Annotated in this window: 14 protein-coding genes; 6 read left to right on the plus strand and 8 right to left on the minus strand. The window is 63.4% G+C overall.

Annotated elements, in window-relative coordinates:
* Position 1: 1 nt before the first annotated feature.
* The 3 genes from R9B85_RS17470 to R9B85_RS17480 all read left to right on the plus strand — a co-directional run bounded on the left by R9B85_RS17470 (position 2) and on the right by R9B85_RS17480 (position 2,226).
* Positions 2 to 1,282, plus strand: a complete 1,281-nt coding sequence (locus R9B85_RS17470) for a CynX/NimT family MFS transporter (protein WP_215520314.1) — start codon at positions 2 to 4, stop codon at positions 1,280 to 1,282.
* 178 nt (positions 1,283 to 1,460) lie between these two features.
* Positions 1,461 to 1,937 (plus strand): nuclear transport factor 2 family protein, encoded by a 477-nt coding sequence (locus R9B85_RS17475; protein ID WP_112250798.1) that lies wholly within the window; start codon positions 1,461 to 1,463, stop codon positions 1,935 to 1,937.
* Positions 1,930 to 2,226, plus strand: a complete 297-nt coding sequence (locus tag R9B85_RS17480; RefSeq protein WP_112250799.1) for a GIY-YIG nuclease family protein — start codon at positions 1,930 to 1,932, stop codon at positions 2,224 to 2,226. The genes R9B85_RS17475 and R9B85_RS17480 overlap by 8 nt, the downstream gene beginning before the upstream one ends.
* Before the next feature lie 137 nt (positions 2,227 to 2,363).
* On the opposite strand, the gene yejK is transcribed toward R9B85_RS17480, so the two are convergent.
* Positions 2,364 to 3,371, minus strand: coding sequence for a nucleoid-associated protein YejK (gene yejK, locus R9B85_RS17485; RefSeq protein WP_085624016.1), 1,008 nt, complete (start codon positions 3,369 to 3,371; stop codon positions 2,364 to 2,366).
* A 369-nt stretch (positions 3,372 to 3,740) separates the two neighbouring features.
* Here yejK and R9B85_RS17490 point away from each other — a divergent pair, with 369 nt between their 5' ends.
* Entirely contained in the window at positions 3,741 to 4,022 is a 282-nt protein-coding gene (locus R9B85_RS17490; protein ID WP_112250800.1) for an HU family DNA-binding protein, read from the plus strand.
* A 50-nt stretch (positions 4,023 to 4,072) separates the two neighbouring features.
* Here R9B85_RS17490 and rlmF read toward each other — a convergent pair whose 3' ends face one another.
* The 5 genes from rlmF to R9B85_RS17515 all read right to left on the minus strand — a co-directional run bounded on the left by rlmF (position 4,073) and on the right by R9B85_RS17515 (position 10,607).
* The gene (gene rlmF / locus R9B85_RS17495) at positions 4,073 to 5,026 is read right to left on the minus strand and encodes a 23S rRNA (adenine(1618)-N(6))-methyltransferase RlmF (RefSeq protein WP_423770405.1); all 954 of its coding nucleotides are present in this window, start codon (positions 5,024 to 5,026) and stop codon (positions 4,073 to 4,075) included.
* A gap of 179 nt (positions 5,027 to 5,205) precedes the next feature.
* Positions 5,206 to 8,052 carry a valine--tRNA ligase gene (locus R9B85_RS17500; protein ID WP_013971095.1) on the minus strand — a complete coding sequence of 949 codons (2,847 nt, stop codon included), beginning with the start codon at positions 8,050 to 8,052 and terminating at the stop codon, positions 5,206 to 5,208.
* Between the two features lie 211 nt (positions 8,053 to 8,263).
* Positions 8,264 to 8,629, minus strand: coding sequence for a DNA polymerase III subunit chi (locus R9B85_RS17505; protein WP_112250802.1), 366 nt, complete (start codon positions 8,627 to 8,629; stop codon positions 8,264 to 8,266).
* A 5-nt stretch (positions 8,630 to 8,634) separates the two neighbouring features.
* Entirely contained in the window at positions 8,635 to 9,066 is a 432-nt protein-coding gene (locus R9B85_RS17510; RefSeq protein WP_326433637.1) for a DNA polymerase III subunit chi, read from the minus strand.
* Positions 9,067 to 9,113: 47 nt separating this feature from the next.
* Positions 9,114 to 10,607, minus strand: coding sequence for a leucyl aminopeptidase (locus R9B85_RS17515; protein ID WP_112250806.1), 1,494 nt, complete (start codon positions 10,605 to 10,607; stop codon positions 9,114 to 9,116).
* Between the two features lie 301 nt (positions 10,608 to 10,908).
* On the opposite strand from R9B85_RS17515, the gene lptF reads away from it, so the two are divergent.
* Both lptF and lptG read left to right on the plus strand, forming a co-directional pair.
* Positions 10,909 to 12,024: an LPS export ABC transporter permease LptF gene (lptF, locus tag R9B85_RS17520; protein WP_015269075.1), complete on the plus strand. Its 1,116-nt coding sequence runs from the start codon at positions 10,909 to 10,911 to the stop codon at positions 12,022 to 12,024.
* A complete protein-coding gene (gene lptG, locus R9B85_RS17525; RefSeq protein WP_025337842.1) occupies positions 12,017 to 13,078 on the plus strand; it encodes an LPS export ABC transporter permease LptG in 1,062 nt (353 codons plus the stop codon). Before lptF ends, lptG begins: the two co-directional genes overlap by 8 nt.
* Before the next feature lie 182 nt (positions 13,079 to 13,260).
* Here lptG and R9B85_RS17530 read toward each other — a convergent pair whose 3' ends face one another.
* Both R9B85_RS17530 and R9B85_RS17535 read right to left on the minus strand, forming a co-directional pair.
* On the minus strand, positions 13,261 to 13,749 hold the full coding sequence (locus tag R9B85_RS17530) for an RDD family protein (protein ID WP_112250808.1): 489 nt from the start codon (positions 13,747 to 13,749) through the stop codon (positions 13,261 to 13,263).
* Between the two features lie 90 nt (positions 13,750 to 13,839).
* A complete protein-coding gene (locus R9B85_RS17535) occupies positions 13,840 to 14,052 on the minus strand; it encodes a cold-shock protein (RefSeq protein ID WP_028631500.1) in 213 nt (70 codons plus the stop codon).
* Between the last annotated feature and the right edge of the window lie 344 nt (positions 14,053 to 14,396).

The raw sequence follows: 14,396 nt of genomic DNA on the forward strand, positions 1-14,396 counted from the left end.
CATGGCTGATTCCATCACCCGTAACACCCCGCCGAGCGAGCGGGACCTCGATGAGTTGCTGATCGACGCCGAGGCTGACGACGAGCAGGTCCAACAGCAGCCGGTACTACTGCAGCGGCCTTGGCTGTTGTTGCTGGGCCTGGTGCTGGTGGCATTGAACCTGCGCCCGGCATTGTCGAGCATGGCGCCGGTGCTGGGCCTGGTGTCCGAAGGCTTGGGGCTGAATGCCTCGCAGGCCGGTTTGTTGACTACCTTGCCAGTGCTATGCCTGGGCCTGTTCGCCCCGTTGGCGCCGGTGCTGGCGCGGCGTTTTGGCAGCGAGCGGGTGATTCTCGGCATCCTCGCCACCCTGGCGCTTGGCATCGTCGTGCGCAGTAGCCTAGGGGCTACCGGGGTGTTCCTCGGCAGCCTCATCGCGGGGGCCAGCATCGGCATCATTGGCGTGCTGTTGCCGGGTATCGTCAAGCGCGACTTCCCGCAGCACGCCGGCACACTGACCGGTGTCTATACCATGGCGCTGTGCCTGGGGGCGGCGATGGCGGCGGGGGCGACCGTCCCGCTGGCGCAGCATTTCGACGGCAGCTGGGCGCTGGGGCTGGGCTTCTGGGCAGTGCCGGCCCTGCTGGCCATGCTGGTATGGCTGCCGCAGGCCCGCCAGGGGCATGGCCTGCACAAGGTGGCCTATCGCGTGCGTGGGCTGTGGCGTGATCCGCTGGCCTGGCAGGTGACCCTGTACATGGGCCTGCAGTCGTCACTGGCTTATATAGTCTTTGGTTGGTTGCCATCGATCCTGATCGGCCGCGGCCTGAGCCCGACCGAGGCGGGGCTGGTGCTGTCGGGGTCGGTGATCGTGCAACTGGTCAGTTCGCTCAGTGCGCCCTGGCTGGCCACTCGCGGCAAGGACCAGCGCCTGGCGATCGTGCTGGTCATGCTGATTACCCTGGCTGGCCTGTTCGGTTGCCTGTATGCGCCGCTTTCCGGGCTGTGGGGCTGGGCGGTGGTGCTGGGCCTGGGGCAGGGCGGTACCTTTGCCCTGGCGCTTACCTTGATCGTGCTGCGCTCGAAAGATGCCCATGTCGCTGCGAACCTGTCGAGCATGGCGCAGGGGGTGGGTTATACCCTGGCGTCGATGGGGCCGCTTGCGGTGGGGCTGGTGCATGACTTGACCGGTGGCTGGTCGGCAGTCGGGTGGATTTTTGCCGTGCTTGGGGTGGGTGCCATCGTGTTCGGCCTGGGGGCCGGGCGGGCGTTGCATGTGCAGGTGAGCAGCGAGAAAGTCTGAAGGGGGGGGTAGCAGTGCTGGCCTCTTCGCGGGTAAACCCGCTCCCACGGGAATCGCACACATCTTGAAGCAGTGTGGTACCTGTGGGAGCGGGTTTACCCGCGAAAGGGCCGGTACTGGCATAACCAACCGGGGCAGATTATCGTGCTGCTTTCATCCCCAGGACGGACCAGCCCCCATGAGCGACGCCAACCGCGACCTGATCACCCGCTTCTACCAGGCCTTCCAGCGCCTGGATGCCGAGGCCATGGTCGCCTGCTACAGCGACGATATCGTCTTCAGCGACCCGGTCTTCGGCACCTTGCGTGGCAAGGATGCAGGCGACATGTGGCGAATGCTCACCAGCCGGGCCAAGGACTTCACCCTGACCTTCGACAACGTCCGCGCCGATGAACGCACCGGGGCCGCACATTGGGTGGCCACCTACCTGTTCAGCCAGACCGGCCGCATCGTGGTCAACGATATCCAGGCGCGTTTCGTGATCCGTGACGGGCGGATCTGCCTGCACGATGACCAATTCGACTTGTGGCGCTGGTCGCGGCAGGCGCTGGGCGTGCCAGGCATGCTGCTGGGCTGGTCGCCGCTGGTGCAGAACAAGGTACGCCAGCAGGCGTTCAAAGGATTGCGCGCATACCAGCAGGCCCAGGGTGAGTGAATCCGTCCAGATCGCCGCCAGCAAACCTTGGTATGTCTACCTGGTAAGGGCGGCCAATGGTTCGTTGTATTGCGGCATCAGCGATGACCCGCAGCGGCGCTTTCTGGCGCACCAGAAAGGGCAGGGCGCGCGTTACTTCAAGACCAGCCCGGCCCAGGCGCTGGTGTATGTGGAGCAATGGCCGGACAAGGGCGAGGCGTTACGCCAGGAGCGGCTGGTGAAGCGGCTGCGCAAGTCGGCGAAGGAGGCGTTGGTTGCTTCCTATGGCGCAGTATTGGCTGCCAATTAGGGCCGCTTCGCACCCCATCGTCGCGGTTCGTCGCTGTGGCAAGCCAGCTCCCACTTCGACTGCATGGACCTCTGGCCTGTGCAGTACCTGTGGGAGCTGGCTTGCCGGCGATGGGCTGCCCAGCAGCCCCGGGGCCATCAGTCCTTGCGCCGCTTCAACTGATCCACCAAGGTGGTCGGAAGGCCCTTGATGATCAAGGTCCCTGCCTCTTCGTCATACTCGACCTTGTCCCCCAGCAGATGCGCTTCGAAGCTGATCGACAACCCCTCGGCACGCCCGGTGAAACGGCGGAACTGGTTGAGGGTGCGCTTGTCTGCGGGGATTTCCGGCGACAGGCCGTAGTCCTTGTTGCGGATGTGGTCGTAGAACGCCTTGGGCCGGTCCTCGTCGATCAGGCTGGACAGCTCTTCCAGCGTGACCGGCTCGCCCAGCTTGGTCTGGGTTGTGGCGTACTCGACCAGGGTCTGGGTTTTTTCGCGGGCGGACTCTTCCGGCAGGTCTTCGCTCTCGACGAAGTCACTGAAGGCCTTGAGCAGGGTGCGGGTTTCCCCCGGGCCGTCGACGCCCTCCTGGCAGCCAATGAAGTCGCGGAAGTAGTCCGAAACCTTCTTGCCGTTCTTGCCCTTGATGAACGAAATGTACTGTTTGGAGTTCTGGTTGTTCTTCCACTCCGACAGGTTGATGCGCGCCGCCAGATGCAACTGGCCAAGGTCCAGGTGGCGCGAAGGCATCACATCGAGCTCGGCGTTCACCGCCACGCCTTCGCTGTGGTGCAGCAGGGCGATCGCCAGGTATTCGGTCATGCCTTGCTGGTAGTGGGCAAACAGGATGTGGCCGCCGGTGGACAGGTTGGACTCTTCCATCAGCTTCTGCAGGTGCTCCACGGCCACGCGGCTGAAGGCGGTAAAGTCCTTTTCTTCGTCCAGGTACTGCTTCAGCCAGCCGCTCAGCGGGTAGGCACCGGACTCGCCGTGAAAAAAGCCCCAGGCCTTGCCTTGCTTGGCGTTGTAGCTGTCATTAAGGTCGGCCAGCAGGTTTTCGATGGCGTCGGAGGCGGCCAGTTCGGAATCGCGGGCATGCAGCACGGCGGGGCTGCCATCGGGCTTTTTGTCGATCAGGTGAACGATGCAATGACGGATTGGCATGGGATTCTCGGCGAGCTGCAAAAGTCGGCCAGTTTACCCCAGACGCAAGGCGATGCAGTGGCCGGATGTTGGCAGAAATGCCGGTTGTTCGTTTTTTGTTCAAATTTGCGCGTTTTAAGCTAAAACCCCCGAAAAACCTGCATTAAATCGAAGCGCGCAGCGGATATTTATCCGTTCCTGTGGTAGCTTTGCGCGGTCTTGCGCCCTTGTGTGGCGCATTGCTGGCAGCGTGCTGTCGTCGTGTCGAACCAAACGTCGATTTGCGTATCTACATACGCGATTGGCGCGGCCCTCCACTTACAGGGGCTGGCCCGATAACGTCGTAGTTCGCTGCATAACCATCGAATTTGATAGGGAAGGAACACCACCATGGCATTGACCAAAGACCAACTGATTGCCGACATCGCCGAATCGATCGCCGCGCCAAAAGCCACCGCCAAGAACGCTCTGGAGCAACTGGGCCAGATCGTTGCCGATCAGCTGGAAAACGGCGCTGAAATCACTCTGCCAGGCATCGGCAAGCTGAAAGTCACCGAGCGTCCTGCCCGTACCGGCCGCAACCCTTCGACTGGCGCTGCCATCGAAATCGCTGCCAAGAAAGTCGTCAAGTTCGTTCCAGCCAAAGTGCTGACCGACGCCATCAACAAGTAATTGTTGAAGCTTTGACAAAACCGCGCCCGGCTTGCCCGGGCGCGGTTTTTTCATGCCTGGGTTTTACGCCCGGCGTGCCAGGCCTGGCGCGCGGCATCGTCGTGGAAGCTCCAGGCGACCATGCGGCTTTGCTTCTGCCCTTGGCCCATTTCGCTGATGCGCACGGCCTTGGCGCCCGCTTTCCTGAGCGCGGCCTCGATCCCCGGCAGGTTGCTGGCCTTGGACACCAGGCTGGTGAACCACAGTACCCGCTCGGCGTACTGCACGCTTTCACCGACCAATTGGGTGACAAAGCGGATCTCGCCGCCCTCGCACCACAGTTCGTTGTTCTGGCCACCGAAGTTGAGCACCGGCAGCTTGCGCCTGGGGTCCTGCTTGCCCAGGTTCTTCCACTTGCGCTGGCTGCCACGGGTGGCTTCGTCGCGTGAGGCATGGAAGGGCGGGTTGCACAGAGTCAGGTCGAAGCGTTCATCGTCCTGCAGCAGGCCGCTGAGGATGTGAGCACGGTTGGCCTGCTGGCGCAGGGTGATGGCCTTGCCCAGGCCGTTGGCCTGGACGATGGCCTTGGCCGAAGCCAGGGCCACGGGGTCGATGTCCGAGCCGAGGAAGCGCCAGCGATAATCGCTATGGCCCAGCAGCGGGTAAATGCAGTTGGCTCCCACGCCGATGTCCAGCGCACGCACCTGGGCGCCCTTGGGGATCTCGCCGGCATTGTCCTCGGCCAGCAGGTCGGCAGCCACGTGGATGTAGTCGGCACGGCCGGGAATCGGCGGGCACAGGTAGTCGGCAGGTATATCCCAGTGCTGGATGCCGTACTGGGCCTTGAGCAGGGCACGGTTGAACACCCGTACGGCTTCGGGGTTGGCGAAGTCGATGCTGGGCTTGCCGTGGGGGTTGGTGATGGTGAAGCGCGCCAGGTCAGGGTGGGCCTTGATCAGGCTGGGGAAGTCGTAGCGGCCCTGGTGGCGGTTGCGCGGGTGCAGGGTGGGTTTGTTCGGGGTCATGGCAGTGTCCAGCCCTATACGAGCGGTGGCTGATAGAGCCTGGGGCTGCTTTGCAGCCCTTTCGCGACACAAGGCCGCTCCTACAGGATTGCGGCGCCCTTCAGACCGGCGCCGTCCCTGTAGGAGCGGCCTTGTGTCGCGAAAGGGCCGCAAAGCGGCCCCAGCTTTTTCTCTAGTGATTAAAGCGCTGCAATCCGAGCATGCTGCTCGGTGAAGTTGGCCAGGGCCTGTTCGGACTCGGCCAGCTTGGCGCGCTCTTTTTCGATCACGGCAGGCGGTGCCTTGTCGACGAAGGCGGCGTTGGACAGCTTGCCACCCACGCGTGCCACTTCACCCTGCAGGCGCTGGATTTCCTTGTTCAGGCGCGCCAGCTCGGCATCCTTGTCAATCAGGCCGGCCATTGGCACCAGCACTTGCAGGTCACCGACCAGGGCGGTGGCCGACAGCGGCGCTTCGTCGGCATCGCCCAGTACGGTGAACGATTCGACCTTGGCCAGCTTCTTCAGCAGGGCTTCGTTTTCCTGCAGGCGACGCTGGTCGTCGGCGTTGGCGTTCTTCAGGAACAGCGGCAGCGGCTTGCCCGGGCCAATGTTCATTTCGGCGCGGATGTTGCGCAGGCCGACCATCAGTTCCTTGAGCCACTCGATGTCGCCTTCGGCGGCGGCGTCGATGCGGCTTTCATTGGCCACCGGCCACGGCTGCAGCATGATGGTCTTGCCTTCGATGCCGGCCAGCGGCGCGATGCGCTGCCAGATTTCTTCGGTGATGAACGGCATGAACGGGTGCGCCAGGCGCAGCGCCACTTCCAGCACGCGCACCAGGGTGCGGCGGGTGCCACGGGCGCGCTCGACCGGGGCGTTCTCGTCCCACAGCACCGGCTTGGACAGCTCCAGGTACCAGTCGCAGTACTGGTTCCAGATGAACTCGTACAGCGCCTGGCTGGCCAGGTCGAAGCGGAACTGCTCCAGCTGGCGGGTCACTTCGGCTTCGGTACGCTGCAGCTGCGAGATGATCCAGCGGTCGGCCAGCGACAGCTCGTAGGCTTCGCCGTTCTGGCCGCAGTCCTCGCCCTTGTCCAGCACGTAGCGGGCGGCGTTCCAGATCTTGTTGCAGAAGTTGCGGTAGCCTTCGACGCGGCCCATGTCGAACTTGATGTCGCGCCCGGTGGAGGCCAGCGAGCAGAAGGTGAAGCGCAGGGCGTCGGTGCCGTAGCTGGCGATACCTTCGGGGAACTCGGCCTTGGTCTGCTTGGCGATCTTCTCGGCAAGCTTGGGCTGCATCATGCCGCTGGTGCGCTTTTCCAGCAGGGCGTCGAGGGTGATGCCGTCGACGATGTCCAGCGGGTCCAGCACGTTGCCCTTGGACTTGGACATCTTCTGGCCCTGGCCGTCACGTACCAGGCCGTGCACGTACACGGTCTTGAACGGTACCTGCGGGGTGCCATCCTCGTTCTTGATCAGGTGCATGGTCAGCATGATCATGCGCGCAACCCAGAAGAAGATGATGTCGAAGCCGGTCACCAGCACATCGGTGGAGTGGAACTTCTTGAGGAACTCGGTCTGCTCCGGCCAGCCCAGGGTGGAGAAGGTCCACAGGCCCGAACTGAACCAGGTGTCGAGTACGTCGTCGTCCTGACGCAGGACCACATCGGCGCCCAGGTTGTGCTTGGCGCGCACTTCTTCCTCGTTGCGGCCGACATAGACCTGGCCGGCCTCGTCGTACCATGCCGGGATGCGGTGGCCCCACCACAGCTGGCGGCTGATGCACCAGTCCTGGATGTCACGCATCCAGGAGAAGTACATGTTCTCGTACTGCTTGGGCACGAACTGGATGCGGCCATCTTCCACGGCGGCGATGGCAGGTTCTGCCAGCGGCTTGGTGGAAACGTACCACTGGTCGGTCAGCCACGGCTCGATGACGGTGCCCGAACGGTCGCCTTTCGGTACTTTCAGGGCATGGTCGTCGATGCTCACCAGCAGGCCCTGGGCATCCAGGTCGGCGACGATCTGCTTGCGCGCGACGAAGCGGTCGAGGTTGGCGTACTGGGCCGGCAGGCGGGTGTCCACCTGCTCGTTGACGCTGCCGTCGAGGTTGAAGGCCTGCGCGCTGGCGAGCACGAAGGCGTTCTTGTCGAAGATGTTCAGCAGCGGCAGGTTGTGGCGTTTGCCGACTTCGTAGTCGTTGAAGTCGTGGGCCGGGGTGATCTTCACGCAGCCGGTACCGAACTCGGGGTCGCAGTAGTCGTCGGCGATGATCGGGATACGGCGGCCGACCAGCGGCAGTTCGACGAACTTGCCGATCAGTGCCTGGTAGCGCTCGTCGTTCGGGTTGACCGCCACGGCGGCGTCACCCAGCAAGGTTTCCGGACGGGTAGTGGCGACGACCAGGTAGTCCTTGCCTTCGGCGGTCTTGGCGCCGTCGGCCAGTGGGTAGCGCAGGTTCCACAGGTGGCCCTTCTCGTCGTGGTTTTCCACTTCGAGGTCGGAGATGGCCGTGTGCAGCTTGGTGTCCCAGTTGACCAGGCGCTTGCCGCGGTAGATCAGGCCGTCTTCATGCAGGCGCACGAAGGCTTCCTTGACCGCTTCGGACAGGCCGTCGTCCATGGTGAAGCGCTCGCGGCTCCAGTCGACCGACGAGCCCAGGCGGCGGATCTGACGACTGATGTTGCCACCGGACTGGTCCTTCCACTCCCAGACCTTTTCCAGGAACTTTTCGCGGCCCAGGTCATGCCGGTTCTGGCCCTTGGCCTCGAGCTGGCGCTCGACCAGCATCTGGGTGGCGATACCGGCGTGGTCGGTGCCAGGCTGCCACAGGGTGTCGCGGCCTTGCATGCGGCGGAAACGGATCAGGGCGTCCATGATCGCGTTGTTGAACCCGTGGCCCATGTGCAGGCTGCCGGTGACGTTCGGCGGCGGGATCATGATGGTGTAGGACTCGCCTGCACCTTGTGGGGCGAAATAGTTCTCGGACTCCCAGGTGTTGTACCAGGAAGTTTCGATAGCGTGCGGCTGGTAGGTCTTATCCATGCGCGGCGGGACCCTGTGCATTTATTCGGGAAAGCCGGGAAGTATAACCAAGCTGGGGGCCGCAGGCGACAAGCTGCTGCTATCTGGCAGGGCAGGCATGGCCTCTTCGCGGGTAAACCCGCTCCCACAGAGACCTCACAAGTCTTAGGGCTCCTGCGATCCCTGTGGGAGCGGGTTTACCCGCGAAGCAGGCGCCGCCGAATTTTCAGGCTTACTCCGAACGCTTGATCAACCGCTCGATCCGCGCATCCAGCCGGCGCTTGATCTCGTTCTCGATATGCGGGGTAAAGTCATTGATCACATCCTGCATGATCATTTGCGCCGCCGCGCGCAGCTCGCTTTCCAGGTGCAGCAGGGTGTCCTGGCGGCGGGTCTGCGGGTCATCTTCGGGCTCGGCAGCTACCGGCTCGGCCGCTGGCGCGTGGTTGCCGGGCGCTTCTTCAAGCAGCAACGGGATCTGCTCCACCGTCTCGGTCAGCAGCGGTGGTTGCAGGTCGGCGTCGCCAAGCAGCTGGCGTATCGACTCGAGGTCATCGAGCAGATGGGCGGAGTCGGGCAGGGGGGAGGGCTTGTCCATCGTCGTCAAAGTCGCTGTAAGCGGTGGTCTTGCAGAGCATAGCCCTGTTCACGGTAGAAACGGAATCGTTCACGGGCCGATTGGCGGATGCCAGGCTCTTCAATGACGATTTCGGCCACCCGCTCGAACTGGCCGACAAAGCCCGGTACGCCCGCGCCCAGGTTGATCAACAGGTCGTGGTGGTCGCCCGCACTGTCGGCCGCCAGGCCCAGTGCCACGCTGGCATCGGCATGCATTTCCGCGAGATCGTGGGGCACGAAGGCCTCGCCCTTGAAGCGCCACAGGCGTTGATCCAGCTCGCTGCGCTGCTCGGCGTCCTGGCAGTGCAGGTAGACCCGGTGGCCGAGGCGCCAGGCCTTTTCGCACAGCTTGCAGGCGAAATCGAGCCGCGCCGACAGTGAGTCGGTTGGCAGGATGTAGAAATCTACTTTGCTCATGATGGTATCGCCGGCCGGTGGCGCGGGGCGCCACCGGCTTCATGGCGTCAGGCGCCGGCGCGGTCCAGCAGGTACTGGGTCAGCAGGGGCACAGGGCGGCCAGTGGCGCCCTTGTCCTTGCCACCGCTGACCCAGGCGGTGCCGGCGATGTCCATGTGCGCCCAGTCGTAGGCCTTGGCAAAGCGCGACAGGAAGCAGCCGGCGGTGATGGTGCCGGCCTTCGGCCCGCCGATGTTGCCCATGTCGGCGAACGGGCTGTCCAGTTGCTCCTGGTACTCATCGAACAGCGGCAGCTGCCAGGCACGGTCGTCGGCGCGCTTGCCGGCGTCGAGCAACTGGCCGACCAGGTCGTCGTTGTTGCCCATCAGGCCGGTGGTGTGGCTGCCCAGGGCGACGATGCAGGCACCGGTCAGGGTGGCGATGTCGATGACTGCCTGCGGCTTGAAGCGCTCGGCGTAGGTCAGGGTGTCGCACAGCACCAGGCGGCCTTCGGCGTCGGTGTTGAGGATTTCCACGGTCTGCCCGCTCATGGTGGTGACGATGTCACCCGGGCGGGTGGCGCCGCCGCTCGGCATGTTCTCGGCGCAGGCCAGCAGGCACACCAGGTTGACCGGCAGCTGCAGCTCGAGCACCGCACGCAGGGTGCCGAGCACGCTGGCGGCACCGCACATGTCGTATTTCATTTCGTCCATGCCGGCGCCAGGCTTGAGGCTGATGCCGCCGGTGTCGAAGGTAATGCCCTTGCCCACCAGCACGAACGGCTTGTCCGCCTTCTTGCCGCCCTGGTAGTTGAGCACGATCAGGCGTGGTGGCTGGTCGCTGCCCTGGCCGACGGCGTAGAACGCGCCCATGCCCAGGTCCTTGATCTTCTTTTCGTCCAGTACTTCGACTTTCAGCGCCTTGTGCGCCTTGCCCAGGTCCTTGGCCTGTTCGGCCAGGAAGCTAGGGTGGCACAGGTTAGGCGGCAGGTTGCCCAGGTCGCGGGTGAAGGCCATGCCGGTGGCGATGGCGCTGGCATGCTTGACGGCACGTTCGACCTCGGCCTGGCCGGCCTTGTCGGCCAGCAGGGTGATCTTTTTCAGCGCGCGCGGCTCGGCCTTCTGGCTCTTGAAGCGGTCGAACACGTATTCGCCGTCGAGCAGGGTTTCGGCCAGCAGGCGGTACTTGCCGTAGTGGGCGTCGCGGTTGCTGACCGCGATGTCGTCCAGGGCCAGCACGGCGTCGGTGCCGTTCAAGCCTTTGAGCACGCCGGCGACGCTGGCGACCAGTTTGCGCCAGGCGCGGTCGCCCAGGGCTTCGTCCTTGCCGCTGCCCACCAGCAGCACGCGCTCGGCCTTCAGGCCCGCGAGGTTCTGCAGGAGCAGGGTCTGGCCGGGCTTGCCGGCCAGGTCGCCACGCTTGAGCACGGCACTGATGGCACCTTCGCTGGCCTGGTCGACGGCCTTGGCCACGCTGCCGAGCTTGCGGTTTTCACCTACCGGGAGGACCAGGGTGGCGGTTTTTACGGATGCAGCAGCTACGCTTTTTACAACCAGTTCCATGTCAGGATCCCCGAATGATCGATACAGTCGGCGCTGTGTATTCCAGCGCTCTGGACAGGCCTGGCCGCGTAGTCGCGCGCCAGCGGAAAAGCTGCCAGTTTGAGCCTGCGGCAAGCGTGCTGACAACCCCGTTGTGCGCCTTCATGCGCGGCGAAGTGACAGGGGCGGTCAATCACAGGATAATGCGCGCACTTTACATGGAGGTTCGCCTTTGGCGAACCGGCATTGGTCTTGGCTGTACTAAGTCATTGTCTGGCGCCATTGATTGGCAGTCCGCCCTGACAACCCAGGAGTGTCTGGTTTGATCGTCTTTCGTTATCTGTCCCGCGAGGTCCTGGTGACCTTGAGCGCCGTCAGCGCCGTGCTGCTGGTGATCATCATGAGCGGGCGCTTCATCAAGTACCTGGCCCAGGCTGCCCAGGGTGTGCTCGACCCGAGCGTGCTGTTCCTGATCATGGGCTTCCGTCTGCCGGGCTTCCTGCAGTTGATCCTGCCGTTGGGGCTGTTCCTCGGCATTCTCCTGGCGTACGGGCGCCTGTACCTGGAAAGCGAGATGACCGTGCTGTCGGCCACCGGCATGAGCCAGCAGCGCCTGCTGGGCCTGACCATGGCGCCGGCCGCCCTGGTCGCCCTGCTGGTGGCCTGGCTGAGCCTGAGCCTGGCGCCGCTGGGGGTGGCCCAGGTGCAGCAGATCATCGCCCAGCAGGACGCCCTGACCGAGTTCGACACCCTGGTGCCGGGCCGCTTCCAGACCCTGCGCGACGGCTCGCGGGTGACCTACACCGAAGAGCTGTCGGATGACCGCATCAACCTGGCCGGGGTGTTCATTTCCGAGAAGCGCTTCAACCAGGACAAGACCAAGGACCGCGCCCCGTCGGTGCTGGTTGCCGAAAAAGGCCACCAGGAAATCCAGGCCGATGGCAACCGCTACCTGGTGCTGGAAAACGGTTACCGTTACGACGGCAACCCGGGCCAGGCCGATTACCGTGCGATCAAGTACGACACCTACGGCGTGCTGCTGCCCAAGCCGGAAGTCGCCGAGGAAGTGACCGACCGCGAAGCCATCCCCACTTCCGAGCTGATCGGCAAGAAGGGCCTGCGCGAGCGCGCCGAGCTGCAATGGCGGTTGTCGCTGCCGATCCTGGTGTTCATCGTCACCATGCTGGCGGTGCCGCTGTCCCGGGTCAACCCGCGCCAGGGCCGCTTCCTCAAGCTGCTGCCGGCAATTCTTCTGTACATGGCTTACCTGACAATGCTGATTTCCGTACGCGGCGCCCTCGAGAAGGGCAAACTGCCGATCGCCCTGGGCATGTGGTGGGTCCACGGCCTGTTCCTGCTGATCGGCCTGGGCCTGATGTACTGGGAGCCGCTGCGCCTCAAGCGCGCCGCCCGTCGTGCGGAGGTGGCCCATGGGTAAGCTCGACCGCTATATCGGCCAGAGCGTGCTGCTGGCCATCCTTGCCGTGCTGGGGATCATCCTCGGCCTGGCTTCGCTGTTTGCCTTCATCGACGAGATGAGCGACCTGAGTGACACCTACACGGTGATGGAGGCGGGCAACTTCGTCTTGCTGACCGCACCACGGCGCCTGTACGAAATGCTGCCGATGGCCGCCCTGATCGGCTGCCTGATCGGCCTGGGCAGCCTGGCCAGCAGCAGCGAACTGACCATCATGCGTGCTGCCGGGGTTTCCATCGGGCGCATCGTCTGGGCGGTGATGAAGCCGATGCTGGTGCTGATGCTGGTCGGCTTGTTGATCGGCGAGTACGTGGCGCCGGTGACCGAGAACAAGGCCCAGGCCGACCGTTCCCTGGCCCAGGGTGGTGGTGATGCGCAAAGTTCCAAGCGCGGCATGTGGCACCGCCAGGGCGAGGAGTACGTGCACATCAACGCCGTGCAGCCTAACGGCCTGCTGCTGGGTGTGACCCGTTACCGTTTCGACAGCGAGCGCAAGATTGTCACCTCGAGCTTCGCCCGCCGTGCACAGTACCAGGACGACCACTGGATGCTCAGCGATGTGCGCACCACATTCTTCCGTGGCGACCACACCGAAGTAGTGACCGCGCCGCAGGAGCGCTGGGACGTTTCGCTCACGCCGCAACTGCTCAACACCGTGATCCTGGCACCGGAGTCGCTGTCCATTACCGGGCTGTGGGACTACATCCACTACCTGTCCGACCAGGGCCTGAACAATGCCCGTTACTGGCTGGCGTTCTGGACCAAGGTATTGCAGCCGATGGTGACCGCGGCGCTGGTGCTGATGGCCATTTCCTTCATCTTCGGCCCGCTGCGTTCGGTAACCCTTGGCCAGCGGGTGTTCACCGGTGTACTGGTGGGCTTCGTGTTCCGCATCGCCCAGGACCTGCTGGGGCCTTCGAGCCAGGTGTTCGGCTTCCCGCCGCTGCTGGCGGTGGTGATCCCGGCGGGCATCTGTGCGCTGGCCGGTGTGTGGTTGTTGCGCCGGGCCGGATAGTGGCCTGAGCTGCACAAAAAAGCCGACCTCAGGGTCGGCTTTTTCATGGGGGTTCGCTGGTGCTGGCCCCTTCGCGGGTAAACCCGCTCCCACAGGAATCGCACCGGTCGTGATGCCTGTGCTGTACCTGTGGGAGCGGGTTTACCCGCGAAGAGGTCAGCACAGGCAATACAAGTCTCAGCTCACTTCTTCTGCTTCGGCACCCGCACCAGCTGGCTTTCCGAATAGATGTCATGCCAACCGCGCTTGCGCTTGTCGACCAACACCCAGAAAAAACCCAACCCCAGGCACAGCCACGAGGCAATCGACACCACGAACCGCAGCAGCGCCTGCCACAGGCTGATGGCCGTGCCATCGGTGTTCTGCACGCGCACACCCCACACCTGCATGCCCAGGGTCTGCCCACCATGGGTCCAGAACTTGGCAAAGAAACCGAACAGGACGAACAGCAGCACGGTGGACAGCAGTGGGTCGCCGTCGAGTGCGCCAGCCTCGGTCAGCTCACGCATGCGTGCTTCGCCGATGATCGCCATCTGGATCAGCTTATAGGCGCCGGCCGTCACGATCAGTAGCGCCGTGCACAACAGGAAGTCATAGAACATCGCCGCCAGGCGCCGGCCCAGGCCGACCGGTGGAAAATCACCCTTGGGTGAAAGCAGAGGCTTGGACATGCAGAACGGCTCCAGAAGACGAAGCGGCTATTCTACGGGCAAAAAAAAGCCCCTGCACTTGGCAGGGGCTTTTTTGAAGTCGGGTTCGGCTTAGCCAAGAACCTGAACTTTGTCAGCTTGCAGGCCTTTCTGGCCCTGCACTGCTTCGAAGGAGACTTTCTGGCCTTCTTTCAGGCTCTTGAAGCCGTTGCCTTCGATAGCGCGGAAGTGCACGAACAGATCAGCACCGCTTTCTGGGGTGATGAAACCGTAACCTTTTTCGTCATTGAACCACTTGACGGTACCGTTCTGACGCTCAGCCATTGTCTTATTTCCTATGAAGCTTGAATTTTGATGACAGTTTCTTTTGCAATAACAGGAAGCAAAAGATTACTGGGCTGGGTTGCAGGAAAGTAAGAGACGTCGAACGGGTTGTAGCAGATTGCGGCTACTGGCCCAGGTCACGAACTGTTGCGACCCATGCAAACACAGTGCAGTGACTCTACGCCAACTCCCGAGCGAAAAACAAGCCCTTGGTCGTATGGAAAATCGGCCGTTTGCCGATAACCGACCGATTTGTCGGACACGGCATGGCGCCTGGCCTGGCGCCATGTTCCAAAAGTTATTGGACAGGTTCGAAAACGAATATGTCGAAGCTGACCGCAACC

The organism is Pseudomonas sp. NLJ1 (assembly GCF_049486705.1).
Classification (GTDB): Bacteria; Pseudomonadota; Gammaproteobacteria; order Pseudomonadales; family Pseudomonadaceae; genus Aquipseudomonas; species Aquipseudomonas inefficax.

Excerpts from the sequence above, each read along its gene's own strand:
- R9B85_RS17530 (WP_112250808.1), bottom strand. The coding sequence starts at position 13,749 with ATGTCCAAGCCTCTGCTTTCACCCAAGGGTGATTTTCCACCGGTCGGC.
- R9B85_RS17535 (WP_028631500.1), bottom strand. The coding sequence starts at position 14,052 with ATGGCTGAGCGTCAGAACGGTACCGTCAAGTGGTTCAATGACGAAAAA.
- yejK (WP_085624016.1), bottom strand. The coding sequence starts at position 3,371 with ATGCCAATCCGTCATTGCATCGTTCACCTGATCGACAAAAAGCCCGAT.
- lptG (WP_025337842.1), top strand. The coding sequence starts at position 12,017 with ATGGGTAAGCTCGACCGCTATATCGGCCAGAGCGTGCTGCTGGCCATC.
- R9B85_RS17500 (WP_013971095.1), bottom strand. The coding sequence starts at position 8,052 with ATGGATAAGACCTACCAGCCGCACGCTATCGAAACTTCCTGGTACAAC.
- R9B85_RS17470 (WP_215520314.1), top strand. The coding sequence starts at position 2 with ATGGCTGATTCCATCACCCGTAACACCCCGCCGAGCGAGCGGGACCTC.
- rlmF (WP_423770405.1), bottom strand. The coding sequence starts at position 5,026 with ATGACCCCGAACAAACCCACCCTGCACCCGCGCAACCGCCACCAGGGC.
- R9B85_RS17505 (WP_112250802.1), bottom strand. The coding sequence starts at position 8,629 with ATGGACAAGCCCTCCCCCCTGCCCGACTCCGCCCATCTGCTCGATGAC.
- R9B85_RS17490 (WP_112250800.1), top strand. The coding sequence starts at position 3,741 with ATGGCATTGACCAAAGACCAACTGATTGCCGACATCGCCGAATCGATC.
- R9B85_RS17515 (WP_112250806.1), bottom strand. The coding sequence starts at position 10,607 with ATGGAACTGGTTGTAAAAAGCGTAGCTGCTGCATCCGTAAAAACCGCC.
- R9B85_RS17510 (WP_326433637.1), bottom strand. The coding sequence starts at position 9,066 with ATGAGCAAAGTAGATTTCTACATCCTGCCAACCGACTCACTGTCGGCG.
- R9B85_RS17475 (WP_112250798.1), top strand. The coding sequence starts at position 1,461 with ATGAGCGACGCCAACCGCGACCTGATCACCCGCTTCTACCAGGCCTTC.